At 67.3% G+C, this 24817-nt stretch carries 26 protein-coding genes; 15 read left to right on the top strand and 11 right to left on the bottom strand.

Features of this window, described 5'->3' with window-relative positions:
- Nucleotides 1-37 precede the first annotated feature (37 nt).
- Nucleotides 38-1006, top strand: a complete 969-nt coding sequence (locus ACR2JI_RS10895) for a TerC family protein (RefSeq protein WP_526390084.1) — start codon at nucleotides 38-40, stop codon at nucleotides 1004-1006.
- A 3-nt stretch (nucleotides 1007-1009) separates the two neighbouring features.
- Here ACR2JI_RS10895 and ACR2JI_RS10890 read toward each other — a convergent pair whose 3' ends face one another.
- Together ACR2JI_RS10890 and ACR2JI_RS10885 are read right to left on the bottom strand one after the other, a co-directional pair.
- A complete protein-coding gene (locus ACR2JI_RS10890) occupies nucleotides 1010-1477 on the bottom strand; it encodes a 2-oxo-4-hydroxy-4-carboxy-5-ureidoimidazoline decarboxylase (RefSeq protein WP_526390083.1) in 468 nt (155 codons plus the stop codon).
- Between the two features lie 70 nt (nucleotides 1478-1547).
- Nucleotides 1548-2036: an inorganic diphosphatase gene (locus tag ACR2JI_RS10885; RefSeq protein WP_526390082.1), complete on the bottom strand. Its 489-nt coding sequence runs from the start codon at nucleotides 2034-2036 to the stop codon at nucleotides 1548-1550.
- Nucleotides 2037-2184: 148 nt separating this feature from the next.
- Between ACR2JI_RS10885 and dacB the strand changes: the two genes are divergently transcribed.
- Genes dacB through hpt form a run of 4 tightly spaced genes read left to right on the top strand, consistent with a single transcriptional unit; the run spans nucleotide 2185 to nucleotide 6177 of the window.
- On the top strand, nucleotides 2185-3552 hold the full coding sequence (gene dacB, locus ACR2JI_RS10880) for a D-alanyl-D-alanine carboxypeptidase/D-alanyl-D-alanine endopeptidase (RefSeq protein ID WP_526390081.1): 1368 nt from the start codon (nucleotides 2185-2187) through the stop codon (nucleotides 3550-3552).
- A gap of 7 nt (nucleotides 3553-3559) precedes the next feature.
- The gene (locus ACR2JI_RS10875) at nucleotides 3560-4606 is read left to right on the top strand and encodes an Rv3626c family coenzyme F420 biosynthesis-associated protein (protein ID WP_526390123.1); all 1047 of its coding nucleotides are present in this window, start codon (nucleotides 3560-3562) and stop codon (nucleotides 4604-4606) included.
- Nucleotides 4585-5547, top strand: coding sequence for a tRNA lysidine(34) synthetase TilS (gene tilS / locus ACR2JI_RS10870; RefSeq protein WP_526390080.1), 963 nt, complete (start codon nucleotides 4585-4587; stop codon nucleotides 5545-5547). Before ACR2JI_RS10875 ends, tilS begins: the two co-directional genes overlap by 22 nt.
- Before the next feature lie 21 nt (nucleotides 5548-5568).
- Nucleotides 5569-6177: a hypoxanthine phosphoribosyltransferase gene (hpt, locus tag ACR2JI_RS10865; protein ID WP_526390122.1), complete on the top strand. Its 609-nt coding sequence runs from the start codon at nucleotides 5569-5571 to the stop codon at nucleotides 6175-6177.
- An 8-nt stretch (nucleotides 6178-6185) separates the two neighbouring features.
- On the opposite strand, the gene ACR2JI_RS10860 is transcribed toward hpt, so the two are convergent.
- Both ACR2JI_RS10860 and ACR2JI_RS10855 read right to left on the bottom strand, forming a co-directional pair.
- The gene (locus tag ACR2JI_RS10860; RefSeq protein WP_526390079.1) at nucleotides 6186-6887 is read right to left on the bottom strand and encodes an SIMPL domain-containing protein; all 702 of its coding nucleotides are present in this window, start codon (nucleotides 6885-6887) and stop codon (nucleotides 6186-6188) included.
- On the bottom strand, nucleotides 6884-7852 hold the full coding sequence (locus tag ACR2JI_RS10855; RefSeq protein WP_526390078.1) for an alpha/beta fold hydrolase: 969 nt from the start codon (nucleotides 7850-7852) through the stop codon (nucleotides 6884-6886). The genes ACR2JI_RS10860 and ACR2JI_RS10855 overlap by 4 nt, the downstream gene beginning before the upstream one ends.
- A 154-nt stretch (nucleotides 7853-8006) precedes the next feature.
- Between ACR2JI_RS10855 and ftsH the strand changes: the two genes are divergently transcribed.
- From ftsH to ACR2JI_RS10825, 6 genes are read left to right on the top strand one after another with little or no spacing between them, the layout of a single operon-like run.
- A complete protein-coding gene (ftsH, locus tag ACR2JI_RS10850; RefSeq protein ID WP_526390077.1) occupies nucleotides 8007-10319 on the top strand; it encodes an ATP-dependent zinc metalloprotease FtsH in 2313 nt (770 codons plus the stop codon).
- Between the two features lie 15 nt (nucleotides 10320-10334).
- On the top strand, nucleotides 10335-10937 hold the full coding sequence (folE, locus tag ACR2JI_RS10845; protein WP_526390076.1) for a GTP cyclohydrolase I FolE: 603 nt from the start codon (nucleotides 10335-10337) through the stop codon (nucleotides 10935-10937).
- Nucleotides 10938-10975: 38 nt separating this feature from the next.
- On the top strand, nucleotides 10976-11788 hold the full coding sequence (gene folP, locus ACR2JI_RS10840) for a dihydropteroate synthase (protein ID WP_526390121.1): 813 nt from the start codon (nucleotides 10976-10978) through the stop codon (nucleotides 11786-11788).
- Entirely contained in the window at nucleotides 11781-12179 is a 399-nt protein-coding gene (gene folB, locus ACR2JI_RS10835; RefSeq protein ID WP_526390075.1) for a dihydroneopterin aldolase, read from the top strand. Before folP ends, folB begins: the two co-directional genes overlap by 8 nt.
- Nucleotides 12176-12697, top strand: coding sequence for a 2-amino-4-hydroxy-6-hydroxymethyldihydropteridine diphosphokinase (gene folK, locus ACR2JI_RS10830; protein WP_526390074.1), 522 nt, complete (start codon nucleotides 12176-12178; stop codon nucleotides 12695-12697). The genes folB and folK overlap by 4 nt, the downstream gene beginning before the upstream one ends.
- The gene (locus ACR2JI_RS10825) at nucleotides 12697-13173 is read left to right on the top strand and encodes a DUF3180 family protein (protein WP_526390073.1); all 477 of its coding nucleotides are present in this window, start codon (nucleotides 12697-12699) and stop codon (nucleotides 13171-13173) included. The genes folK and ACR2JI_RS10825 overlap by 1 nt, the downstream gene beginning before the upstream one ends.
- Nucleotides 13174-13180: 7 nt before the next feature.
- Here ACR2JI_RS10825 and ACR2JI_RS10820 read toward each other — a convergent pair whose 3' ends face one another.
- From ACR2JI_RS10820 to ACR2JI_RS10805, 4 genes are read right to left on the bottom strand one after another with little or no spacing between them, the layout of a single operon-like run.
- Nucleotides 13181-13438: an HPr family phosphocarrier protein gene (locus ACR2JI_RS10820; RefSeq protein ID WP_526390072.1), complete on the bottom strand. Its 258-nt coding sequence runs from the start codon at nucleotides 13436-13438 to the stop codon at nucleotides 13181-13183.
- A gap of 16 nt (nucleotides 13439-13454) precedes the next feature.
- Complete coding sequence (locus ACR2JI_RS10815) at nucleotides 13455-15449, bottom strand: PTS fructose transporter subunit IIABC (RefSeq protein WP_526390071.1); 1995 nt, start codon at nucleotides 15447-15449, stop codon at nucleotides 13455-13457.
- Entirely contained in the window at nucleotides 15446-16426 is a 981-nt protein-coding gene (locus ACR2JI_RS10810) for a 1-phosphofructokinase family hexose kinase (RefSeq protein ID WP_526390070.1), read from the bottom strand. The genes ACR2JI_RS10815 and ACR2JI_RS10810 overlap by 4 nt, the downstream gene beginning before the upstream one ends.
- Nucleotides 16423-17202: a DeoR/GlpR family DNA-binding transcription regulator gene (locus tag ACR2JI_RS10805; RefSeq protein WP_526390120.1), complete on the bottom strand. Its 780-nt coding sequence runs from the start codon at nucleotides 17200-17202 to the stop codon at nucleotides 16423-16425. The genes ACR2JI_RS10810 and ACR2JI_RS10805 overlap by 4 nt, the downstream gene beginning before the upstream one ends.
- A 126-nt stretch (nucleotides 17203-17328) precedes the next feature.
- Between ACR2JI_RS10805 and ptsP the strand changes: the two genes are divergently transcribed.
- Nucleotides 17329-19017, top strand: a complete 1689-nt coding sequence (gene ptsP, locus ACR2JI_RS10800; RefSeq protein WP_526390069.1) for a phosphoenolpyruvate--protein phosphotransferase — start codon at nucleotides 17329-17331, stop codon at nucleotides 19015-19017.
- Here the strand turns inward: ptsP and ACR2JI_RS10795 are convergent.
- Entirely contained in the window at nucleotides 19014-21164 is a 2151-nt protein-coding gene (locus ACR2JI_RS10795; RefSeq protein ID WP_526390068.1) for an FUSC family protein, read from the bottom strand. The genes ptsP and ACR2JI_RS10795 overlap by 4 nt on opposite strands.
- Nucleotides 21161-21724 carry a TetR/AcrR family transcriptional regulator gene (locus ACR2JI_RS10790; protein ID WP_526390067.1) on the bottom strand — a complete coding sequence of 188 codons (564 nt, stop codon included), beginning with the start codon at nucleotides 21722-21724 and terminating at the stop codon, nucleotides 21161-21163. Before ACR2JI_RS10790 ends, ACR2JI_RS10795 begins: the two co-directional genes overlap by 4 nt.
- A 178-nt stretch (nucleotides 21725-21902) precedes the next feature.
- On the opposite strand from ACR2JI_RS10790, the gene ACR2JI_RS10785 reads away from it, so the two are divergent.
- Together ACR2JI_RS10785 and ACR2JI_RS10780 are read left to right on the top strand one after the other, a co-directional pair.
- Entirely contained in the window at nucleotides 21903-22460 is a 558-nt protein-coding gene (locus ACR2JI_RS10785; protein WP_526390066.1) for a TetR/AcrR family transcriptional regulator, read from the top strand.
- A 31-nt stretch (nucleotides 22461-22491) separates the two neighbouring features.
- The gene (locus tag ACR2JI_RS10780) at nucleotides 22492-23454 is read left to right on the top strand and encodes a class I SAM-dependent methyltransferase (protein ID WP_526390065.1); all 963 of its coding nucleotides are present in this window, start codon (nucleotides 22492-22494) and stop codon (nucleotides 23452-23454) included.
- A 69-nt stretch (nucleotides 23455-23523) separates the two neighbouring features.
- On the opposite strand, the gene ACR2JI_RS10775 is transcribed toward ACR2JI_RS10780, so the two are convergent.
- Entirely contained in the window at nucleotides 23524-24369 is an 846-nt protein-coding gene (locus ACR2JI_RS10775; RefSeq protein ID WP_526390119.1) for a type IV toxin-antitoxin system AbiEi family antitoxin, read from the bottom strand.
- A gap of 164 nt (nucleotides 24370-24533) precedes the next feature.
- On the opposite strand from ACR2JI_RS10775, the gene ACR2JI_RS10770 reads away from it, so the two are divergent.
- Nucleotides 24534-24817 (top strand): SDR family NAD(P)-dependent oxidoreductase (locus tag ACR2JI_RS10770; protein ID WP_526390064.1); only part of this gene is annotated, 284 nt, incomplete at its 3' end.

Raw genomic sequence — 24817 nt, 5'->3', positions numbered from 1 at the left:
ACCTCGGGCGTTGGTCACCACCCCGGAGGTCTGTCGCGTGAATGTTTCGGTCATCGAGTGGGCTGTAACGCTGGCCGTCACCCTCGCTGTCCTGCTTGCCGATCTGTTGATCCTGGGGCGGCGTCCGCACGCGCCAAGCCGTCGGGAGTGCGCGGCCTGGCTGGGTTTCTACGTCGCTCTCGCGATCGGGTTCGGCGTATGGGTGTGGCACGCGCACGGCAGCCAGTTCGGCGTTGAGTTCTATGCCGGCTGGCTCACCGAGTACAGCCTGTCGGTCGACAACCTGTTCATCTTCATCATCATCATGAGCAGCTTCAAAGTGCCGAAGGAAAATCAACAGGAGGCGTTGTTCGTCGGCATAGTCTTGGCGCTGATCTTCCGGGGAATCTTTATCGCGCTGGGAGCCGTTGCGATTGAAGAGTTCTCGTGGATCTTCTACGTATTCGGCGCATTCTTGGTCGTTACGGGGATCCGTTTGGCCCGCGACACCGAGCACAGCGACGACGGTGACAATGCGGTGGTCCGCTTCGCCAGGACCTACCTCAACACCACAGACCGCTGGGACGGTCTGAAGCTCTACGTCAAGCAGGACAGCAAGCGGCTGATGACGCCGATGTTTCTGGTGATCGTTGCCCTGGGGACTACCGACCTCTTGTTCGCGGTGGACTCCATCCCGGCGATCTACGGGCTCACCAAGGAGCCGTACCTGGTATTCACCGCCAACGTTTTCGCCCTGATGGGTCTGCGCCAGCTCTACTTCCTGCTGGGCGACCTTCTCAGCCGGCTGGTTTACCTGTCCCAGGGCTTGGCGTTCATCCTGTTCTTCATCGGAGTCAAACTTCTGCTGCACGCGCTGCACGAGAACGAAGTGCCATTCGTCAACGGCGGTGAGTCGGTGCATGTGCCGGAGATCCCGACGCTGCTGAGCCTGGCCGTGATCGTCCTGACGCTGTTGGTCACGATGGTGGCCAGCTTGATCAAGACCCGATTCGACCAGACCCGCTGAGCCTCAGACCCAGTTGTCGTAACCGCCCTCGGGACCGAGCATTCGTTCCAGTCGGTGCCGGTTGATCTTCGCGATCTCGTTGCGCAGCACTTTGCGCTCGGTCTCGTAGTCGTTGTGCATCCGGTCGTCGAGTGCGGCTGTCACCAGACCGACGTCGCTTCCGGTGGCCCCGAGGTACATCACGAATTCGAAGCCGAACTTCTCGGCGTAGGGCCGGGTCGTCTCGTGCAGGCGGACCATCAGTGCGGGACGGGTGTAGGCCTCGAGGATCTCGTCGATCGACTCCTCCGACAGCCCGAACAGCACCGAGTCGGCCTTCCGGAACAGTGCCGAGTGGTCGGTGTAGGGGCGTCCGGCGGCCAGGTCAGCGGCCATGATCACACTGTTGCAGCACTCGTACAGTGCATGCGCGGCCTTGCTTGCCGGCAGGCTGTTGAAGGCATCTAGCCCGATCCCCTGGTGCATCAACACCTGATGATCATCGGAAACCCAGGGTACGGCCGGGTTACCGGACGTTACGGCCAGGAAAACTCTTCGGGGTTCAGTGGCCTTCGGCGACGAAACGCTGCCGGGAGCGCTCCACCTCGGCTTCGGCCTCGACGCGACCGACGAAATCTGCGGCCTCGACGAACTTGCCCGGTTCCAGGTCCTTGTAGTGCATGAAGAAGTGCTTGATGGACTCCAACTCGTGGTTGGGCACATCGGCGAGGTCCTTGATGTGGTCCCAGCGGTGGTCACCGGCCGGCACACAGATCACCTTGTCGTCGCCACCGGCGTCGTCGACCATCTTGAACATGCCGACCGGTCGGGCCTCGACGATCACGCCCGGGTGCACCGACTCAGGCAGCAGCACCAACGCGTCGAGGGGATCGCCGTCCTCGCCGAGGGTGTCCTCGATGAATCCATAGTCGGTGGGGTATCCCATCGGGGTGTACAGGTGGCGGTCCAGGCGCAGCCGACCGGTCTTGTGATCGACCTCGTACTTGTTGCGCTGGCCCTTCGGGATCTCGATCGTGACGTCGAACTGCACCGCCCGCTCCTTCTAGCTGTCCGGCCGCGCTCTGTCAGTGAAACCTGGCGGCGACGGTGTTCAACCCTAACGGAGCGATACCCTTCGCTACGGCGCCCTGAGAAAATGAGGGCGCACAATGGCACGAAACCCGTTGGTCAGGAGAGTCATGGTTGGCAGGCGCGGCACCCACCTGGTGCTTGCCGCGGTGGTGATCGCGTTCGTCGCAGCCCTGGTCGCGGCGGCAGCTTTTCTGACCGGCAGCGACGGCAATGCGAAGGCGCCGCCGCCGCGACCGGCCGCCGCCGTCAACCCGGGGTTGGTTCCGCTGTCGGATTCCGCCGCCGTGCCCACCACCAACGGGATTACCGTGGCGCTGTCCAAGGCCGTCGCCGATCCCAACCTGGGCAATCTGACCGGCCGGGTCACCGATGCGCAGACCGGTCAGCAGATCTGGGAGCAGCGCGCGCAGATGCCGATGCAACCGGCGTCGACCAATAAGCTGCTCACCGCCGCCGCCGCTCTGCTCACCCTGGATCGCAATGCCCGGGTGACCACCTCCGTGCAGGCCGCCGATCAGACTCGGATGCCCGGCACCGTGGTGCTCGTCGGCGGTGGAGACCCGACCCTGTCGGCCGCGCCGCCGGGGGAGCAGACCTGGTATCGCGGGGCTGCCCGGATCTCCGATCTGGCAGATCAGGTGCGAAAGAGTGGGGTGACCGCGACGGCCGTTCAAGTCGACACCTCGCTGTTCTCCGGCCCGGATATGGCGCCGGGCTGGGACCCCGAGGACATCGGCGGCGGTGACATCGCCCCGATCCAGTCCGTCATGCTCGACGCCGGCCGGATTCAGCCCACCACGGTCGAGTCCCGCCGATCGGTAACCCCGGCACTGGATGCGGGCCGTGCTCTGGCTATGGCCCTGGGCGTCGACCCGGCCAGGGTGACCTTCGCCCCCGGCCCGGCCGACGGCAGGCAGCTGGCGTCGGTGCAGTCGGCGCCGCTGATGGGGCGGTTGCTGGAAATGATGAACTCCTCGGACAACGTGATGGCCGAGACAATCGCCCGCGAGGTCGCCAAAGCCACCGGGCGGCCGCTGAGTTTCGCCGGGGGTGTCGATGCGGTACTGAGCAAACTGGCCGCAGAGAAGATCGATGTGACCGGTGCATCGCTGGTCGACGCCAGCGGACTCTCGGTGGCTGATCTGCTGACTGCCAAGACCCTCGACGAGGTGGTCAACGCCGCGGCCGGACCCGACCACCCGGCGCTGCGGCCACTGGTCGACCTACTTCCGGTGGCCGGCGGCAGCGGCACGCTGTCCAATCGTTTCTTCGACACGGACGTGACCAAGTCGCCCACCGGATGGCTACGAGCCAAGACCGGATCGCTGACCAAGACCAATGCCCTGGCCGGAATCGTCACCGACAGCGGCGGCCGGGTGCTGACCTTCGCCTTCATCTCCAACAACGCCGGCATCTCCGGCCGCACGGCCATCGACGCACTAGCCGGGGTACTGCGCACCTGCGGATGTGGCTGACCAACCGATGAGCGGTTCCTCGAAGCGCTCCGTCGGCCACGCCGTCGACTGGGAGTTCGCGGGGACCCTCGGCGCCCGGCTGGCCCGGCCAGGTCCGCCGGCCACCGACTACACCCGGCGGCAGGCCATCGACGAACTGGCTCGCGCCTCCCGCGCCGCGGAAGCGCCGGTGCGGGAGGTGACCGGACTTTCCCCCGATGCCCCGGTGCCCGACGCCCGCATCATCGACCGTCAGGAGTGGGTCGCCGCGGCCGCTGACTCGATGCGACTGATGACGGGCGGCGAGGAGGGTTCCGGCGGCCGTATCACCGGGCGGGTGGCCGGCGCCCAGACCGGTGCGGTGCTGGCCTTCATCTCGTCGGGCATCCTCGGGCAGTACGACCCGTTCACCGGGCCCGGCGGGGGATGCCTGCTTCTGGTGTACCCCAACGTGATCGCTGTGGAGCGTCAGTTGCGGTTGTCCCCCAGTGATTTCCGGCTCTGGGTGTGTCTGCATGAGGTGACCCACCGGGTGCAGTTCACCGCCAATCCCTGGCTGGCGCACTACATGTCGGACACCCTCGCGGTGCTGACCGCCGACCGCGGCGACGACTTCGGTCAGGTGGTCAGCCGTCTCGCGCAATTCATGAAGGACCGCCGTACTCTTGACCCCGAACCCAACTCCGCCGGCGTGCTCGGATTCCTGCGCGCCGTGCAGTCCGAGCCACAACGTGCGGCATTGGATCGGCTACTGGTGCTCGGCACTCTGCTCGAAGGTCACGCCGACCATGTGATGGATGCCGTCGGTCCGGCCGTCGTCCCATCAGTGCACCTGATTCGCCGCCGCTTCGATGACCGCCGGCAGCGCAAGCAACCGCCACTGCAACGGGTATTGCGGGCGTTACTCGGGGTGGACGCCAAAATCAGTCAGTACACCCGCGGTAAGGCTTTCGTGGATCACGTCGTCGATTCCGTCGGGATGGCCCGGTTCAACACGGTGTGGTCGGGACCGGAGACGCTGCCACTGCCCGCCGAGATCGAAAGACCGCAGCAGTGGATCGACCGGGTCCTGTAGAGCGGCTCCGGGCGCAGGTGGCCGATTTCGCCGCCACCCGGTTACCGCAGGCGAGGCAGTGCTGCGTGGCGTTGTCGGGCGGTCCGGACTCGCTGGCGCTGACCGCGGCCGTGGCCGCGGTGCTCCCGACGACGGCGCTGATCGTCGACCACGGTCTGCAGTCCGATTCGGCCGAGGTCGCGACCGCCGCGCACGAGCAGGCGCTGGCGCTCGGCTGCATCGCGGCCAGGGTCCTGACGGTGCGGGTGGGAACCGACGGCGGACCGGAGGCAGCAGCCCGGGCGGCCCGGTACGCGGCGCTTGAAGGGGCCCGGGAGGGCTCTCCGGTCCTGCTCGCCCACACCCTCGACGACCAGGCTGAGACGGTGCTGCTGGGCCTGGGCCGGGGCTCCGGCGCGCGGTCGATCGCGGGGATGCGCGCCTGCGACCCGCCCTGGTACCGACCGCTGCTCGACGTTCGGCGCAGCACCACCCTCGCCGTCTGCGCGGAACTGGGTCTTACGGCGTGGGACGACCCGCACAACAGCGACCCCCGTTTCACCCGGGTCCGGCTGCGACGCGAGGTGCTGCCGTTGCTCGAGGACGTGCTCAACGGCGGAGTAGCCGAGGCGCTCGCCCGCACCGCCGCCGCATTGCGGGAGGACACCGACGCCCTCGACGCGCTGGCTGAGCACCACCGGGTGGCCGCCCAGTCCGGTGCCGGTCTCGACATCGCCGTGCTGCGCGAGCTGCCGGTGGCGCTGCGCCGCCGGGTGATCCGCGGCTGGCTGCTCACCGGGGGAGCAGTCGGCCTCACCGATATCCAGATCCGTGCGGTTGATGCGTTGGTGACCGACTGGCACGGCCAGGGCGGAGTCGCGGTCGGCGGTGGTGTGCCGCGGACACGGTTGTTCGCTCAGCGGACCGGGGCGGTGTTGACGCTGCGGCACGAACCCGTCTGAGGTGTCCCCGGGTCGCCCCCGATTGTTCGCCGATCCCGGACATGGCACGCTGTGATCGTGTCGGCGCACGAGCTGTATCCCGGGGACATCAAATCGGTGTTGTTGTCCGAAGACGAGATTCGGGCTCGCACCATCGAACTCGGCGAGCATGTGGGCCGCGACTACGCGAGCACCCTGGGCGACAAGGACCTTCTTCTGGTGACCGTTCTCAAGGGAGCGGTCATGTTCGTCAGCGATCTGGCCCGCGCCATCCCGGTGCCGACCCAGCTGGAGTTCATGGCGGTCAGTTCCTACGGTTCGTCCACCTCATCATCGGGTGTGGTGCGCATCCTCAAGGATCTGGACCGCGATATCGCCGACCGGGACGTGCTCATCGTCGAGGACATCGTCGACTCGGGGCTGACGTTGTCGTGGCTGCTGCGCAATCTGGCCACCCGCCATCCGCGGTCGCTGCGGGTGTGCACGCTGCTGCGTAAACCAGATGCGGTGCGCGACGACGTCAACATCGCCTATATCGGCTTCGACATCCCCAACGAATTCGTCGTCGGTTACGGCCTCGACTATGCAGAGCGCTACCGCGACCTGCCCTATATCGGCACCCTCGAGCCGAAGGTCTACAGCAACTCCTAGACGGTGGCTCAGGTCAGCTCCCAGACCGCCGTCACCGCGAAGCTGACGGTCTGCTGGCCGGGCTGCAGTGGCACCGCGGAAGCCATGGCTCCCGGCATCGGCATCGGCGGCGGCGGAGCCGATCCGCCCGCGGTTTCGGAGATCGAGATGACCGTGCCCAGTGACAACCCGGAAAGCTCGGCGTACTGCTGCGCGCGACTGCGGGCGTCATTGAACGCCCGCGCCCGGGCGTCAGCGACGAGCTTGGAGTCGTCCTCGATCGAATAACTCACCGAATTGATCCTGGTGTTGTTGCCGCCGGCATTGACGATCGCGGTCAGTGCTCCCGAGGCCGTGTCGAGCTTGCGGATCTTGACCCGGATCGAGTTCGAAGCCCGATATCCGGTGATGGAGGAATTCTCGCCGTACTGCGGTTGCAGGCTGACCCCTGTGGTGCTGATATCAGCGGCGTCGATCCCGCCGGCCGTCAGCGCACTGATCACCGACTGCTGACGGTCATTGGTCTGGTTCATTGCCGCGGTGACATCAGGAGCCACCACCTCGATCGCCACATCGGCGGTCAAGGTGTCCGGAACACCCTGAACCTGACCGGACCCCACCACCGTCACCTGACGGGCGCCGGCGTTGACCGGCGGCGCCGAGTCACAACCGGAGAGCACCGCCGCGACGGTCAATCCCGTTGCTGCACAGGCGAGTAGTCGTCTCTTCATGTCCACCTCGTTTCAGATAGGAACCTCAGTAGTTCGGTATTGATATCGGCTGCCCGTTCCTGCTGGATCCAGTGCCCCGCGCCGTCGAGCAGCACCTGCCGGTAGGCCCCCGTGACGACTTCCCGCGCGCGGTCGGTGCGGGTGAAGCTCAGTGTCGGGTCATCGGTGCCGCCGACGAACAGGGCCGGGACGGTGATGGTGGCGGCGGCCGGATCGCCGAGGATGCTCCAGTTGCGATCGAAGCAGCGATACCAGTTGAGCGGGCCGGTGAAACCGGTGCGACTGAACTCGGTGACGTAGTGGTCGAGTTCGTCGGCCGACAGCCAGTCGGGCAGCCGGTCCGGCTCGGCCAGGCGGTCGAGGAACCCGGCCGGCCCGGCGGCGAGCATCCTCATCGCGGCTGCCTCGTCCGCGGGCGGCCGCATCCCACCGAGCATCAGGCGCATCGTTGCGGCCGGGTCACGGGAGAGTTCGGCATCAGCCGGGCCGGGCTCCTGGAAGTACAGGATGTAGAAGAAGTTCTCACCGAAGATCCGCCGGAACGCCTCGGTGGGCGGCGTCAGCGGCCGCGGCACCGGGGGATGGGCCAGGCCCGCGACCAGCGCCACCCGATCCGGGTGCAGCAGCGGCATGTTCCAGGCCACCACCGCACCGAAGTCGTGTCCGATCACCGCGGCCCGTTCAGCGCCGACCGCGTCGAGCAGGCCGACCACGTCCCCGGTCAGCGCGGTGATGTCGTAGTCCTCGACCCGCTCGGGTCGCGAGGAGCCGCCGTAGCCGCGCTGGTCGGGTGCCAGCACGTGGTACCCGGCGGCGGCCAGCGCCGGGATCTGGTGACGCCAGGAGTAGGCAAGTTCGGGGAACCCGTGGGTCAGGACAACCAGCGGGCCGCCGGCCGGGCCGGCCTCCAGTACTCGAAGCCGGACCCCGTTGACGTCGAAGAACCGCTCTATCATCGGTCCCACCCAAGCACAGCGGTTCCGGGGCCGGAAGTGCGGCGGTTTCGAACTAATCCCTGACGGAAACCATCGGGGCACCGTCGCACGTTATGGGTAGCGGTAGCCTGAACGTTCCTGGGCAGCGATTGGAAGGACGGGGCCCTTTGCGGGCCGATGCTTGATGAACCGGAAAACTGTATTCCGCACACTCACCGTTATTGCGGCCGTGCTGCTTCTCGGCTGGCTGTTCTTCTTCTTCAATGACGACACCCGCGGCTTCAAGCCGGTCGACACCTCGGTGGCGGTCCAGCAGATCAAAGCCGACAACGTCAAGAACGCCCAGATCGATGACCGCGAACAGCAGTTGCGCCTGGACCTGAAGTCCGCCAGCGCCGAGACGGCCAACTCCACGAAGGTCATCGCCAAGTACCCGACCGGCTATGCGGTTCCGTTGTTCGACTCCCTGACCGCCAAGGGCATCAAGACCAACACCGCGGTCAACACCCCCAGCGTGCTGGGTTCACTGCTGGTCTACCTGCTGCCGATACTGCTGTTGGTCGGCCTGTTCGTGCTGTTCTCGCGGATGCAGACCGGCGGCCGGATGGGCTTCGGCTTCGGTAAGTCGCGGGCCAAGCAGCTGTCCAAGGACATGCCCAAGACCACCTTCGCCGATGTCGCCGGCGCCGACGAGGCGGTCGAGGAGCTCTACGAGATCAAGGACTTCCTGCAGAACCCGGCCCGCTATCAGGCCCTCGGCGCCAAGATCCCCAAGGGCGTGCTGCTCTACGGCCCGCCGGGCACGGGCAAGACCCTGCTGGCCCGCGCCGTCGCCGGTGAGGCCGGCGTGCCGTTCTTCACGATCTCCGGTTCGGATTTCGTCGAGAAGTTCGTCGGAGTCGGCGCATCCCGCGTCCGTGATCTTTTCGAGCAGGCCAAACAGAGTTCGCCGTCGATCATCTTCGTCGACGAGATCGACGCGGTCGGCCGCCAGCGCGGTGCCGGCCTGGGCGGCGGCCATGACGAGCGTGAGCAGACCCTCAACCAGTTGCTGGTCGAGATGGACGGCTTCGGTGAGCGCCAGGGCGTCATCCTGATCGCGGCCACCAACCGGCCCGACATCCTCGACCCCGCGCTGCTGCGACCGGGCCGGTTCGACCGGCAGATTCCGGTCTCCTCGCCGGATCTGGCCGGCCGGAAGGCGGTGCTGCGGGTGCACTCGCAGGGCAAGCCTCTGGCGCCGGGTGCTGACCTCGACGGTCTGGCCAAGCGCACCGTGGGCATGTCAGGCGCGGACCTGGCCAACGTGATCAACGAGGCTGCGCTACTCACCGCCCGCGAGAACGGCACCGTCATCACCGGAGCCGCGCTGGAAGAAGCCGTTGACCGGGTGATCGGCGGCCCTCGCCGCAAGGGCCGGGTGATCAGCGAGACCGAGAAGAAGATCACCGCGTACCACGAGGGCGGCCACACCCTGGCGGCCTGGGCGATGACCGATATCGAGCCGATCTACAAGGTGACGATCCTGGCCCGTGGCCGAACCGGCGGACACGCGGTGAGCGTGCCCGAGGACGACAAGGGCCTGATGACCCGCTCGGAGATGATCGCCCGACTGGTGTTCGCCATGGGCGGGCGCGCAGCCGAGGAGTTGGTGTTCCGGGAGCCGACCACCGGTGCGGTCTCCGATATCGAACAGGCCACCAAGATCGCCCGCGCGATGGTCACCGAGTACGGCATGAGCTCCAAGCTGGGTGCGGTTCGCTACGGCACCGAACACGGCGACCCGTTCCTCGGCCGCACCATGGGCACCCAGGCCGATTACAGCCATGAGGTCGCCCGCGACATCGACGATGAGGTTCGCAAGCTCATCGAGGCCGCGCACGACGAGGCCTGGGCGATCCTGACCGAGCATCGCGATGTGCTCGACGTGCTGGCGGCCGAACTCCTGGAGAAGGAGACGCTGCACCGTGCCGAACTGGAGGTCATCTTCGCCGGCATCCAGAAGCGCCCGCGCCTGACCGTGTTCGACGACTTCGGCGGACGGATCCCGTCGGACAAACCGCCGATCAAGACACCGGGTGAGCTCGCTATCGAGCGCGGCGAACCCTGGCCACAGCCGATGCCCGAACCGGCTTTCAAGAAGGCCATCGCCCAAGCCAGCGCCGCCCACCAGGCACAGCAGCCCAACGGTGGCAACGGAAACGGCAACGGCAACGGTGCGCATCCGGCCGGCCGGCAGCCACAGCAGGGTCAGCCCGACTACGGCGCCCCGGCGGGCTGGCATGCGCCCGGTTGGCCACCGCCCCCGCACCAGCAGCAGCCGGGCTACTGGTATCCGCCGCCTCAGCAGGGTTGGGGTGCGCCGCAGCAGCAGAATCAGCCCTACCCGCCCTACCAGCCACAGCCGACACCGGGCCATCCCGGTTCCGGTCCTGCCCAACAGGACGCCGGCGGCGATGACGAAGGCCGTCCGAAGCACCGCGCATCGACGGATTAAACGGACGGAGCTTCGATGCCGCATCGCGATTCGGTCACGCTCAACATCCCCGAGTTCGACCAGCCTCGTGCTGAGGCCGCTGTTCGGGAGTTGTTGCTGGCCGTCGGTGAGGACCCCGACCGCAACGGTCTGCAGGACACTCCTGCGCGAGTCGCGCGCGCCTACCGGGAGATGTTCGCCGGCCTCTACACCGACCCGGATGCGGTGCTGGACACCACCTTTGACGAGGGTCACGAGGAACTTGTTCTGGTCAAGCAGATCCCGATGTACTCCACCTGCGAGCACCATCTCGTGGCCTTCCACGGGATGGCACACGTCGGCTACATCCCCGGTGAGGACGGCCGCGTCACCGGACTCTCCAAGCTGGCACGGGTGGTCGATCTGTATGCCAAACGCCCGCAGGTCCAAGAGCGGTTGACCGCCCAGATAGCAGATGCCGTGGTGCGCAAGCTGAAGCCGCGCGGTGTCATCGTGGTGATCGAGGCCGAGCATCTCTGCATGGCCATGCGCGGTGTGCGTAAGGCCGGTGCGATCACCACGACGTCGGCGGTGCGGGGTGTCTTCAAGTCCAACGACGCATCCCGATCCGAGGCGCTGGGTCTGATCCTGCGCAAGTGACGACGCAACCCCGCGTGCAGGTGACGGGCCCGGTCGTGATGGGTGTCGTCAACGTCACCGATGACTCTTTCTCCGACGGTGGACGCTTCCTCGATCCGGCACGCGCTGTGCACCACGGCGTGGCACTGGCCGCCGATGGCGCGGCGATCATCGACGTCGGCGGTGAGTCCACCCGTCCCGGGGCCGTCCGCATCGATGCGGATGTCGAGATCGCCCGCGTTGTCCCGGTCGTCAAAGGGCTTGCGGACCAGGGACTCACCGTCAGCATCGACACCATGCATGCCGCGGTGGCCCGAGCCGCACTCGACAGTGGGGCCGCCATCGTCAACGACGTCAGCGGTGGACGTGCGGATCCGGAGATGGCGCGGGTGATCGCCGAGGCCGGGGTGCCGTGGGTGCTCATGCACTGGCGCTCCGTTCAGGCAGACCAGCCGCACGAGGTACCCCACTACGACGACGTGGTGGTCCGGGTGCGCGACGAATTGCTTACCGGCGTCGAAGCGGCGGTCGCCGCCGGAGTCCAGCGAGACAATCTGATCATTGATCCCGGCCTCGGTTTCGCCAAGACGGCGCACCACAATTGGGCGCTGTTGCAGGCGCTTCCCATTTTGATCGCAACCGGGATACCGGTACTGGTCGGTGCGTCCCGCAAGCGTTTTCTCGGTTCGCTGCTGGCAGATTCGGACGGAACGCCGCGAACGCCGGACGGCCGTGAGACGGCCACCGCGGTCATCTCGGCACTGGCAGCTCTCCATGGTGCATGGGGAGTTCGGGTCCATGACGTTCGGGCGAGTGTCGACGCCCTCAAAGTCGTCGATGCCTGGCAGAACGGGAGTGATACCAGTGACTGATCGGATTGAACTGCGCGGCTTGATGATTCGCGGCAACCACGGCGTCTTCGACCACGAACGCCGTGACGGCCAGGATTTCATCATCGACATCACCGTCTGGATCGACCTGGCCGATGCCGCTGCCAGCGACGACCTGAACGACACCTTTGACTACGGGGTACTGGCTCAGCGCGCCGCAGATATCGTCACCGGGCCCGCCCGCGATCTGATCGAGACGGTGGCTGCCGAGATCGCCGAGGATGTGATGACCGATGCCCGCGTCCACGCCACGGAGGTCACGGTGCACAAGCCACACGCACCGATTCCGTTGACATTCGCTGATGTTGCCGTCGTCGCGCGCCGTTCCCGCCGCGGTGGGCGCGGCGGCCAGATCGTGCCGGCGGCCACATGAGCCGGGTCGTGCTGTCCATCGGTTCGAATATGGGTGATCGCCTGGGAAGGCTGCAGGCCGTCGTGGACGGACTCGGCGATGCGGTGCGCGCGGTCTCCCCGGTGTTCGAGACCGACGCCTGGGGTGGGGTGGATCAGGAGGCCTTCCTCAACGCCGTCGTGATCGCCGAGGACGATGCCGTCGATGCGCACGCCTGGTTGCGGCGTGCCCAGCAGTTGGAGAACGACAACGCGCGGGTGCGCACCCAGAAGTGGGGGCCCCGCACCCTCGACGTCGATCTGGTCAGCTGTTATGAGGCCGGGCGCGAAGTGCGTTGCAGTCAGACCGAACTCACCCTGCCGCATCCCTTCGCCCATCAGCGGGCCTTCGTGCTGGTGCCGTGGCTGGCCGTCGATCCGGCCGCCGCTTTGACCGTCGACGGCCGGTCGCAGTCGGCGCAGAGCCTGCTCGATGACCTCGACGCCGTCGAACGCGACGGCGTGCGTCCGACGGCGTTGGCGCTGGGCGGCGGTGACTGATGGGACCCACCCGCAAGCGTGACCTTGCTGCCGGGGTGGCGATCGCCGCAGTGCTCGGCTTTCTGCTGGTACATGTGCTTTACCGCTATTTCCCACCGATCACGGTGATGACCGGACTCTCACTGCTCGCAGTCGCGGTGGTGGAGGCGGGTTGGGGATGGTCGGTGCGGGGCAAGATCGCGGCCGGCCAGATCGGCGCCGGTGCGGGACGGCTGCATCCGCTGGCCGTGGCGCGCACGGTGGCCATCGCCAAGGCCTCCGCCTGGTTGGGCGCGGTTGTGCTCGGTTGGTGGCTGGGAGTGCTCACCTACCTGATGCCCAAGCGCTCGGAACTGCGGGTGGCCGCCGCCGATACGCCCGGGGTGATCATCGCGGCGGTGAGCGCGCTGGCACTTGTTGCCGCCGCGATCTGGCTGCAGGAGTGCTGCAAGTCGCCGGGGGATCGGAGCGACGATGCCGATGCGGTGCCCGAGTAGCGGCGGATCAGGCGTCGAGGTCGGACTCCACCAGTTCGGCGATCGCGGCCAGCACGGCCGGGTCATCGGTCTCGATGGTGATCGCAGCGCCCTTACCGGCGCCCAGGGTCATGATCATCAACGCCGACCCGGCGTCCACCGGCTCTCCGCCGTCCAGCGACAGTGTCACCGGCACGCCGGCGTTCACCACGGCCTCGGAGATCACCGCGGCGGGCCGGGCATGCAGTCCGACGGCTGAACCGACGGTAACGGTCTTACTGGGCATATCGGCTCCTTGTATCTCAGGCAGAGGCGAACGCGGCGTTCGCTTGCGCCTCGGCCTTCGGGTTGACGAACTGCTTGGCGGCGATGACTGCCAGTGCGCCGATCACCGTACCTGCCGCGAGCGCCACCAGGAACCACAACAGGTGACCGATCGCGAAGAACACGAAGATCCCGCCGTGCGGCGCTTTCAGTGTCACGTCGAATGCCATGATCATCGCCCCGGTCACCGCTCCGCCGGCCATCATCGACGGGATCACGCGGAAGGGGTCGGCAGCGGCGAACGGGATGGCCCCCTCGGAGATGAATGAGGCGCCGAGGAGCCAGGCCGCCCGGCCGTTCTCCCGTTCCGGCTCGCTGAACAGTCGCGGCCGCAGGGTGGTGGCCAGCGCCATCGCCAGCGGGGGCACCATGCCGGCCGCCATCACCGCGGCCATGATCCGCAAGCTGGCCGGCTCGGCGATGTTGAGCCCGGCGGTGGCGAACGCGTAGGCCGCCTTGTTCACCGGTCCGCCGAGATCGAAGCACATCATCAGGCCGAGGATGACGCCGAGGATGATGACCGATCCGCCGGTCAGTCCGCTCAGCCAGCTGGTCAGCCCGGAGGTGATGGCTGCCAGCGGTCGGCCCAGCAGCAGGAACATCAGCAGGCCGACGGCCAGTGAGGCACCGAGCGGAATGATCACTACAGGCATCAGGCCGCGCGCCCACTGCGGTACGTCGACCCGGCTGATCCACAGTGCGGCGAACCCGGCGATCAGACCACCGACGATGCCGCCGATGAAGCCGCCGCCGACGAATACCGCGACCGCGCCTGCGGTGAATCCAGGAGCGATTCCCGGCCGGTCGGCGATCGCGAAGGAGATGTAGCCGGCGAGGGCCGGCACCAGGAATCCGAATGCCAGCCCGCCCAGGGTGAACAACACCGCACCCAGATACTGGGCCAGGCCGCCGCTGGGCAGGTTGGTCAGCGTGTTCGTGGTGGCGATGATGTGAGCCAGCGAGTCGGTCTTACCCTCGGGCTTGTTGGCGATGTCGTAACCGGCCAGCAGGAAGCCCAGGGCGATCAGCAGACCGCCGGCCGCCACGAACGGGATCATGTAGCTCACGCCGGTCAGCAGGATCTGCCGCAGGCGGGTGCCCCAGCCCAAACTGCCGGATACGGAGCCCGGAGCCGCTGCGGCGGCAGTGCCCTCAACTTTCGCGGCGTTCGGGTTACCCACGGCGGCAACGGCTTCGGCGATCATTGCGTCCGGTTCGTTGATCGCGCGCTTGACCCCCGATGCGATCAACGGCTTACCTGCGAAGCGCTGTCGGTCTTTGACGCCCACGTCGGTGGCGAAGATGACTGCGTCGGCCTCGCCGATCGTCGCCTGATCTACCGGGGTGCTGCCCGAGGATCCCTGGGTCTCCACCGTGAGCCGGACACCGGCCCGCTCGGCGGCCAACTTCAGGGCGTCGGCTGCCATGTAAGTGTGTGCGATACCGGTTGGGCATGCGGTGATCGCGATGATCGACGTCGCGTCGCTGCCAATCGGTGCCGCCGCCGTGCCGGCTGCTGCCACACCGCCAACCGCACCCTCGACCAAAGTGACCACATCGGCCGGTGAGCCCGCCGCCCGCAACGAAGCGACGAACTCCGGACGCACCAGGGCGCGAGCCAGGTTGGAGAGCACCGCCATGTGCTCTGCGCCCGCGCCGTCGGGGGCGGCGATCAGGAAAATCAGCTCGGCCGGTCCATCGGGTGCGCCGAAGTCGACGGCGGGCCGCAACCGGGCGAATGCGATCGACGGCTCGCGCACGGTCGCCGACCGGCAGTGCGGAATCGCGATGCCGCCCGGTAGCCCGGTGGCCGACTGTGCCTCCCGCGCCAGCGCCGCATCGCGTAAAGACCGGGCGTCCGATGCCCGGCCCGCGGCGGTCAGCAGCGTTGACATCCGGTCGATCACGGCCGCCTTGTCGGCACCGCCGTCGGCATCGAGGAGGACGAGGTCGGTAGTGATTATCGTGCTCATGCCACACCTTCAGGGGGATCGGTGACCGACGTGACCACCACGTCGTCGAGGTTCAAGTGAGCCGGGGACGGTAGTGCCGAACCCGGCAGGGCGGCAGCGGCGCTGCCGTAGGCGACCGCCATCTGTAACCGCGCCTGCGGGCCTGCTCCGCTGACTTCGGCCCGCACATACCCGGCCAGGGCGGAGTCGCCGGCGCCGACGGTGCTGCTGGGTTGAACCGGGGGTGGGGTGGCCATCCAGGCCCCGGTGCGATCGACGAGCACCGCACCGGCTGCGCCGAGGGTTGCCAGCACCGCACCGACGCCACGGTCGAGCAGCAGTCGGGATGCGCGCACGACCGGACCGGTATCCCCCTGCGCCAGGGCGGCTTCCAGCGACTCCGCGGTGACTCCGGCCAATCCGGCCAGCTCCTCGGAGTTCGGTTTGATCAGATCGGGAGCGGCACGGTCCAGTCCGGCGGCCAGTGCCGCCAGCGGAGCATCGGAGGTGTCCACTGCGACCTTGCAACCGTAGGGTCGCAGCAGGTTCACCATGTCGGAGTACCAGCTGTCCGGAAGGCCCGGGGGCAGCGACCCGGACAGCACCACCCACTGCGCGAACTGAGCCCGCTCCAGTACGGCCTCGGTCAATGTCGCGCTGTCGGCTGCGGACAGTTCTGACCCTGGTTCATTGAGTTTGGTTGTGGTGCCGTCATTTTCGGTGATGGCGAGGTTGGTGCGCACAGCGCCTGACACCGGGACTGCGTGGAACCTGACGCGCTGGACGCGCAGGGCAGTCAGAAACGCGTCGTCCTCGGCCGCCGGCAGTACCGCGACGGTGTCCAGTCCGGCCAGGGTCAGCGCACGGGCCACATTGACACCCTTACCGCCCGGTTCCGAGGATACCGAGGTCACTCGGTGCACCGCACCGCGCACCAGTTCACCGGGCAGGGCGACGGTGCGGTCGATGCTGGGGTTCGCAGTGACGGTGACGATCATGGGTGTTCCTGCGCAACAACGACTTCGACACCGGCGTCAGTGAGAGCACGGTGGTCGGCGGTACTGATCTCGGAGTCGGTGACCAGAACGTCGACACGGTCGATCGGGGCGAAGCTGACGAACTCCTCACGACCGATCTTCGACGAGTCGGCCACGACGACGACCAAGTTGGCGCAGCCGACCATGGCCCGCTTGACGGCGGCCTCGTCCGGGTCGGGGGTGGACAGGCCGTGCCGGATGCTGATGCCATTGGTGCCGATGAAGGCTGTGTCGACGCGCAGCGACGCCAGCGTCGTCACCGCTTGCTCGCCGACGGTGGCCTGGGTCAGCCCCCGCACCCGACCGCCGAGCAGTTGCAGAGACACCGGGGCCAGGTTCGCCAGTCGCGCCGCGATCGGCACCGAGTTGGTGACGGCCAGCAGATCCCGGTCGGCGGGAAGCAGGGCGGCCAGTCGCGCCGTGGTTGTTCCGGCATCGAACAGCACGGTCGCTCCGGACTGCGGAAAGAACTCGGCGGCTGCGCGGGCGATCGACTGCTTGTGGTCGGACCGGGTGGACTGCCGTTCATCGACGCTGGATTCGACCAGGTGCAGTGCGCGCATCGGGACGGCGCCGCCGTGCACCCGCCGCAGCACCCCGGCCCGGTCGAGCACCGCGAGGTCGCGACGCACGGTCTCGGTGGTGACGTCGTAGGTCTGCGCCAACTCGGTCACCGATGCGCGGCCCTGTGACAGGACCTGCGTAGCGATGGCCTGCTGGCGTTCCTCGGGGTACACGACGCTCCAACTGCTGGGTGACGGCTGCTTCTGGCAACTAAGTGCGAACATACCTACTTTATGTGGGTATATGTTGTTTTACCGCCGCTCCTGTGGATTTGTCAACGTTTTGTTGTAATCCACGTCATGGCTGGAACATCCCCGGGGACATCCCCGACCATGCTGCAGGGCGTCCCGGTAGTACCGGGTGTCCGGTTCGCCCCCGTCATCCGGACCAACCGGTTGCCGTCGGTGGAACAGCTCGATCCCGGCGGTGAACTGGCCGAACCCGAGCGCCCGGTCGAGGCGGCCCGGTTCGGCGCCGCTGCCGCCGCCGTCGCCGGCCGGTTGCGGGAGCGTGCGGCAGCCGCCCAGGGCGCGGCCGCCGAAGTCCTCGGTGCCACCGCTCAACTCGCTCAGGACCGGGCCTGGCTCGGCGCGGCGGAGAAGGCGATCAATGCCGGAATGCCGGCGGTTCGCGCCACCGTCGCCGCGGCCACCCAGTTCATCGAGATGTTCACGAAGATGGGCGGGTTGATGGCCGAACGGGTCACCGACCTCAAGGACATCCGCGACAGGGTCATCGCCGAACTGGCCGGTCTGCCCGAACCCGGTGTGCCTATCCCGGATCAACCCTCGATCCTGTGCGCCGAGGATCTCGCCCCCGCCGATACCGCCGGCCTCGATCCGCACCGTGTCGTCGGACTGGCGACGTCGCTGGGCGGTCCGACGAGCCACACCGCGATCATCGCCCGGCAACTCGGCATCCCGTGCGTCGTCGCCGTCGGCGGCCTCGATGACGTCGCCGCCGGCACCATGGTGCTGCTCGACGGAAACCGTGGAACCGTCACCCTCGACCCCGACCGGGCCGACGCGGCGGCGGCGGTGGCCACTGCCGATGTCGCTGCCGCGGCGATGGCGGGCTGGTCCGGTCCCGGTGCCACCTCTGATGGTCACGCGGTGCTGATCCTGGCCAACGTGGCCGACGGTTCGGCCGCTCGGGCCGCCCGGCAGGCGCCGGTCGAGGGCGTTGGATTGTTTCGGACCGAACTGTGCTTCCTGGACCGGGACAGCGAGCCCACCGTCGCGGAGCAGGCGACTATCTACGCCGAGGTGCTCGATGCGTTCACCGGCCACAAGGTCGTCATCCGCACCCTGGATGCCGGATCTGACAAGCCGCTGAAATTCGTCGCCAGCCCGGAGGAGGAGAATCCGGCATTGGGCGTGCGCGGCTTCCGTATCGCAAAGGGCAACGCCGAACTCGTTGCGCGCCAACTGGATGCGATCGCCGCGGCGGGAACCCAAACCGGTAACGCACCCTGGGTGATGGCGCCGATGATCGCGACGGCCGACGAGGCGCGGCGGTTCGCCGAGTTGGCTCGCGACCGCGGACTCTTTCCGGGTGTGATGATCGAGGTGCCCGCGGCGGCGCTGTTGGCCGACAAGATTCTCGAGCACGTCGAGTTCCTGTCGATCGGGACCAACGACCTGACCCAGTACACGATGGCCGCCGACCGGATGTCCGCGGAATTGGCCACCCTCACCGACCCGTGGCAGCCCGGGGTGCTCGCCCTGGTCGCCCAGACCGCGCGCGCCGGAGCGGCGGTGGGCAAGCCGGTCGGGGTTTGCGGCGAGGCCGCGGCCGACCCGCTGTTGGCATGCGTGCTGATCGGGATGGGGATCACGTCGCTGTCGGCCGCCGCGTCGGCGGTCACCCCGGTGGGGGCCAAGCTGGCGTCGGTAACCATGCAGCAGTGCCGGGATGCCGCCGAGGCGGCGCTGGCGACGGCCGGTCCGGCCGACGCGCGGGCGGCCGCTGCCGCGGTGCTCGACTAGCGGATGTCGGTGACGTCCGGTGTGGTCGCGGCCGGATAGGTCAGTTCCAGTTCGCCCAGATTGGCCGCCGCGGTCACCAGTGGCAGTGCGGCGTGGGCCGCCAACTCACCGGGCTGCGCCTCGGCCCGCAGCGCGGGTATGAAATCGTCGCTGATCGGTGGCAACGTCGTCGCGTCGGGTGATGCCGGTGCGTGGCCGTCGATACGTGCACACAGCGCGGCGGTGTGGTCGTCGAGCACCTGCCGGGCCCGCGGGTACACCTCTGGCGGTGGGGGAGTGAGGTCGGCGATCAGATCGGCGGCGACGCGCAACCGTGGAATCCGGTTGCCGTCGTCGAGCAGTTCGGAGTCGATGGCCCCGGCGCTCTCCGACAGGTAGGTGCGGACCGCGTCGCCGTGGCTACGGGCGGCTTTGATGCTCTCCTGACTCAGGGCGGCGACCTCGTCGTCCGCCTGTTCGGACTCCCCGCGCGTCACCCGATGCACCGCGGCGGCAAGGTAACGCGATCCCGAGGCAACGGCTGCGTCGATCGCACTCCGCACCGCGGCCGCCGCACCCTGGGGCCACAGCAGTGCGGAGACGATCAGCCCGACCGTGGCGCCGACGACGATGTCCTCCACCCTGATCAGTCCGACCTGCCAGCCCATCGGCTGCATCAGGTTGAACACGATCAGCACCATCATGGTGAACATCGCCTGGCTGGCCACGAAGGAGCCGACCACGTTGACGTAGGTCGACCCGAAGGCCACCACCGGAAGCAGTATCCACATCACCACCGGGTCCACCCCGAGTGTCGTGATCACGATGGCGCCGACCACAAAACCGATCACCGTGCCGGCCACCGCACGCACGGCCGTGGATCTCGTCGTCAGTGCGCTGCTGCGCAACACCGACAGTGCGCCGAGTACCACCCATGGCGCGTTCTGGATCGGCAGTATCAGCGTGACGCCAAAGGCGATTGCAAGACTGGCACCGGTTCGCACACTCATCAGCGCCGACACCGACCCGGTGGTCAGGTAGCCGGCCAGGGATGCCAGGGCGGACCGCTTGGTCTGCAGGCGATCGGCGAAACCGGTTTCGGGCAGGCGCGCTCCGACGATGCGGGCCCAGAGTGGGCGGGAGTCGGCGATCGCAGTGGCCGCGATGATCCGTCCGGTCAGTCCGACGGTGAACCCGAACGCACGCCTGCTCAGAAGGACGCGACCGTGTTCGACGGCGGTCTGGTCATCGGGAAGCGCCAGAATCTCGGCGATAGCGTCGCGATAGCGGGCGAAGGCCAGTGTCCGGTGTTCGTATGTCGCGGAATCCAATTCGGCCTGCGCCGCCGGTTGGCGGTCACGTTGCCCCTCGCTGAGCACCGCTGCGCAGGCTCGCAGGATCCGGGTGCTCGGCCCGGTCAGTGGTCCGAGTAGATCCTGGGTCGACGGACTCACCCGATCACATAACCACTGCAGGTTGGACACCACCCGGATCAGTGACCGACTGCCCGCCGTCATTGCCACCGGCCGGGAGACCGCGAGGCGGACGAATCCGGCCCGCAGTGCCTCCATCGCGGTGATCACCTCCTGCTCCGACACCGTCCCTTCGATGCGATCGGCCAATGCCGCGCAGACCCGCGCGGCCTGCCGGCGCAGTTCGGTGTTGAAGCGCGGGGGAAAGATGAACAGAGCGGCCGGCACACAGATCGCCAACGCGATCAGCCAGCCGAGTAGCCGGTCGCCGAGTGGGCCGACCGGCCGGATGCAGATCGGCAGGATGAACATCATCAGCGTTGCGCGCTGGCCCGCGGCGGTGACCTCACTGAGCAGGCTGAGTAAGCTGACGCCTGCCCCGACGATGAAGCACAGTGGCACCGCCAGCCAGGGGTTCGGCGCCGCCAGGGTCCCAAGGGTGATCAGCGCAATGCCGTTGATGCCCAGCCCGCAATACGCCAGCGCGCGAGGGCCGAGGGTGCCGGGGAAGTCGGTCGCGATCAGCAGGGCGATCGCACCGATGATCGCGATCACCGGTGTCTGAGTGTCACCGCCGATCGCAAAGCCCACCGCAGCGGCGATCGGCACCATGATCCCGGCGCGCAACGCTCGGCGCAGGCCGTCGTTCTCGGGGTCGCGGCTGTGCAGACGGTCGATGAACTGCCGGGGCTTCACGTCGGCGGTGCGCCGGTGAATCGTCCCGCTTCCAGGTCGTCACACATCTGGTTCGCGATCACCTCATAGACCACCGGATCACGCTCGAGGGTGGTCTGCTCGTAGCCCACCAGGAGGTAAACCGACCAGTAGGCGAACAACTCGGCCTGCCGTTGATCCCCGGAGATCTCCATGGCGTAGTCGTAGCAGACCTTGAACCGCACCCGGTCGACCTCGACCTGTACCGCGTGCACCTCGGGGTCGATCGAACTCCACGCCCGGATGGCCGCCTCGGCACTGTGCGGCAGGGCGAGCACGGCGCTGATGATGAACTGCATCCGCGTGCGCGGATCCGGCTGCTGGCTGAACAACTCGCTGAGTCGGACGGTGAGGTCCTGCATCCAGTAGGCGACCAGCTCGCGGGTGTAGGCAGACCAACTGGTGAAGTAGTGATAGAAGGAGCCGGTGGTCACGCCCAGCCGCCCGCACACCTCGGCCAGTTTGAGTCCGCCGACACCCTGATCGGCGAGCACCTCCAGACCCGTCGTGAAATACGACTCGCGGGCGGCGATGGTGGCCATGCACCAAGACACTAGGCCGCAGTGGGCCGCAGCAGGCCCCACACGGCCATCTGATCGGATTTCCGTGCGAGCCGGTCCACCCCGTTGGCGTGGCAGACTCTTAGCTATGGCTACCCAAACCCGCCGAGGTCCCGGTAGGCCACCGGCGGCGAAGTCCGCAGAAACCCGAGGGCGAATCATGACGGTCGCTCGCGAGGTGTTCAGCGAGTTGGGGTATTACGGAGCCACCTTTCAGGAGATCGCGGCCCGCGCTGACCTCACCCGTCCCGCTATCAACCATTACTTCCCCACCAAGCTCACGCTGTACCGGCAGGTCGTCGATGAGATCAACGACCTGGTGATCGCTCCGGCCGTCGAGTTGGCCCGGACTGAGACGACCTTCGAGAGCCGCATGCGCGCTTTCATCGGTACGGCTCTGCGCGCTCAGCAACAGGACCCGTCCATCGCGGCCTTCCTGGTGTCCTCGGTGCTGGAGGCCCAACGCCACCCGCAACTCAACAAGGACCGCAACGGCGCTCTGGAGTGGACGCGCGAGTTCGCCTCCTGGGTGCTCGGTGACGCCGTCGCCGCCGGCGAACTGCCCGCCGGCATCAACCTCGACATCACCTCCGAGATGCTGGTGACCATGTTGCTGGGCCTGGCGGTATACGCCGGTTTCATCGGAACGCAGGAACAACTGGCGACTCTGAGCGAGCAGTTCCTCGGGATGCTGAGCGGCCACCTACACATCGAATAGCCGAGCTAAGTTTTCGTCTACGATGGCTTCCATGAGCAGCTTGCGCAGCAACGATGACACCTGGGATATCGCCACCAGCGTCGGTTCGACGGCGGTGATGGTGGCCGCCGCCCGGGCCAAGGAGACTGAGAGCCCAGATGCACTGATCCGCGATCCCTACGCGTCGATCCTGGTCGCCGGGGCCGGCACCGGCACCGGCACGTGGGAGGTCATGCTCGACGACACGATGCAGCAGCGGATCGCCGCCGTCGACCCGGGGGCCGCCGCCGCCTTCACCAACATGCTGGCCTATCAGGCCGTCCGCACGCATTTCTTCGACGCGTTCTTCGCCGATGCGGTGACAGCCGGTATCCGTCAGGTCGTGATCCTTGCCTCCGGGCTGGACTCCCGGGCCTACCGGCTGGACTGGCCGGCCGGCACCGTCGTCTTTGAGCTCGATCAGCCGAAGGTGCTGCAATACAAGGCGGAGAAGCTAGCCGAGCACGATGTGCAGCCGACCGCCGAGTTGCACGAGGTGGCGATCGACCTACGCCAGGATTGGCCGGCGGCGCTGAAGGAGGCCGGCTTCGATCCGTCCCGGCCCGCCGCCTGGCTGGCCGAGGGCCTGCTGATGTATCTGCCCGCCGAGGCTCAGGACAAGCTCTTCGAGCAGATCACCGACCTCAGCGTGCCCGGCAGCCGGGTGTCGGCCGAAGCGGTGCAGCACCACGACGAGGAGCGTCGCGCTCAGATGCGCGAACGCTGGGAGAAGATGGCCGACGGAATCGGCATCGAGCGCCCTGTCGCCATTCAGGACCTGACATACAACGATCCGCACCGCGCCGTGCTCGTCGACTGGCTCAACGCCCACGGCTGGACCGCGACCGGCCAGGTCTCGGCCGAGGAGATGCGCCGACTGAACCGCTGGGTCGAGGTGCCCGACCAGGATGAGCAGTACCGGGACGGCTTCTCCACCACCTTCGTCGTCGCCGAGCGCGGCCCGGTCACTGCCTGACATCCCGTCCAGCGCCGAGTGAGGAACCATGCAGACGAACTGTGAGTAACCCTCGGCAAGGCTCCTCACTCAACGGCGGTATCGAGGTACCCCCGCCGCCGCCACGCGGTCGATGATGTCTTCTCGGCGGTGCCCGTGGAGCACCCTGATCCGCCGCCAGCCGCACCCGTCGATGTATTCGGATCGGGCGATGTCGCCGCGGTATTGAGCGCTGTCGGTGCGATGCTGCTCGCCGTCGTATTCGACTGCCACCATGAATTCCTCCCAGCCCATGTCGAGGTAGTAGCGGGGATAGCCGTCGGGAGTGCGCACGGGGATCTGAGTCTGCGGTCGAGGAAAGCCGGCATCGATGAGCACCAGCCGAAGCCACGTCTCCTTCGGCGACTGCGCGCCGCCGTCGACTAGGTCGAGAAGCCGCGACACGCGCCGGCGACCTCTGACTCGCGGATGCGCGCCGACTATCGCCAGTACATCGTCAGCGCTGAAGTGCCTAGCCCGGAAGAGAGCATCCAGGTATGCAACGGCCTTGCCGGCCGGACCGCGCCGGGCGAGATCAAACGCCGTCCGCTCGACGGTCGTCAGCGGCATACGCCGTACTCGCGTCACTTCGCCACGCAGCAATGTGTCTCGGCGGGTGATGACACCGCTTGGCGACTTGTTGTGCGGATGATTCAGTTCGATGGGGATGTCCGGATCTACCCATTTCGCTCCGTGCAGTGCCGCGGCTGCGAGTCCGGTGATGACGCCGACGCGACCCGACCATAGCCAGGCCGCGGCGATACGTTCATCAAGCGACAGCTGAGTGCCTCTGGGAGCGTGCACGTTCGGGAGCACCCGGCGGTGATCTGCAACCAGTTCGTAGCGGGTGATCGCACCGGCCGCTAATGCCTCGCTGGCAATGAATGCCTCCACGATGACGACCCTGTCAGTTTCAGGCGAACGGGCTCGTCGCCCATCCACACCCTCCCGTTCAGTGAGGAACCCTGCAGGCAAAGCGCGAGAAGACCTCTGCAAGATTCCTCACTCAACGCGGGGCATACGATGGCTCCCAGCACACAGCTCTTCTAGAGAGGACCCCCATGCCCGGAGTGCAGGATCGTGTCATCGTCGTCACCGGCGCCGGCGGCGGACTTGGTCGCGAATACGCGCTGACCCTGGCCGGCGAGGGCGCCAGCGTCGTGGTCAACGACCTCGGCGGCGCTCGCGACGGCACCGGTGCCGGATCGGCCATGGCCGATCAGGTGGTGGCCGAGATCAAGGCGGCTGGCGGACGCGCGGTGGCCAACTACGACTCGGTGGCCGATGCCGCGGGTGCGGCCAACATCGTCAAGACCGCACTCGACGAGTTCGGCAAGATCGACGG

The organism is Mycobacterium sp., assembly GCF_051006775.1.
In the GTDB taxonomy this organism is placed as follows: Bacteria; Actinomycetota; Actinomycetes; order Mycobacteriales; family Mycobacteriaceae; genus Mycobacterium.
Note: the sequence above shows the minus strand (reverse complement) of the source record. Positions and strands in the feature narration are given on the sequence as shown.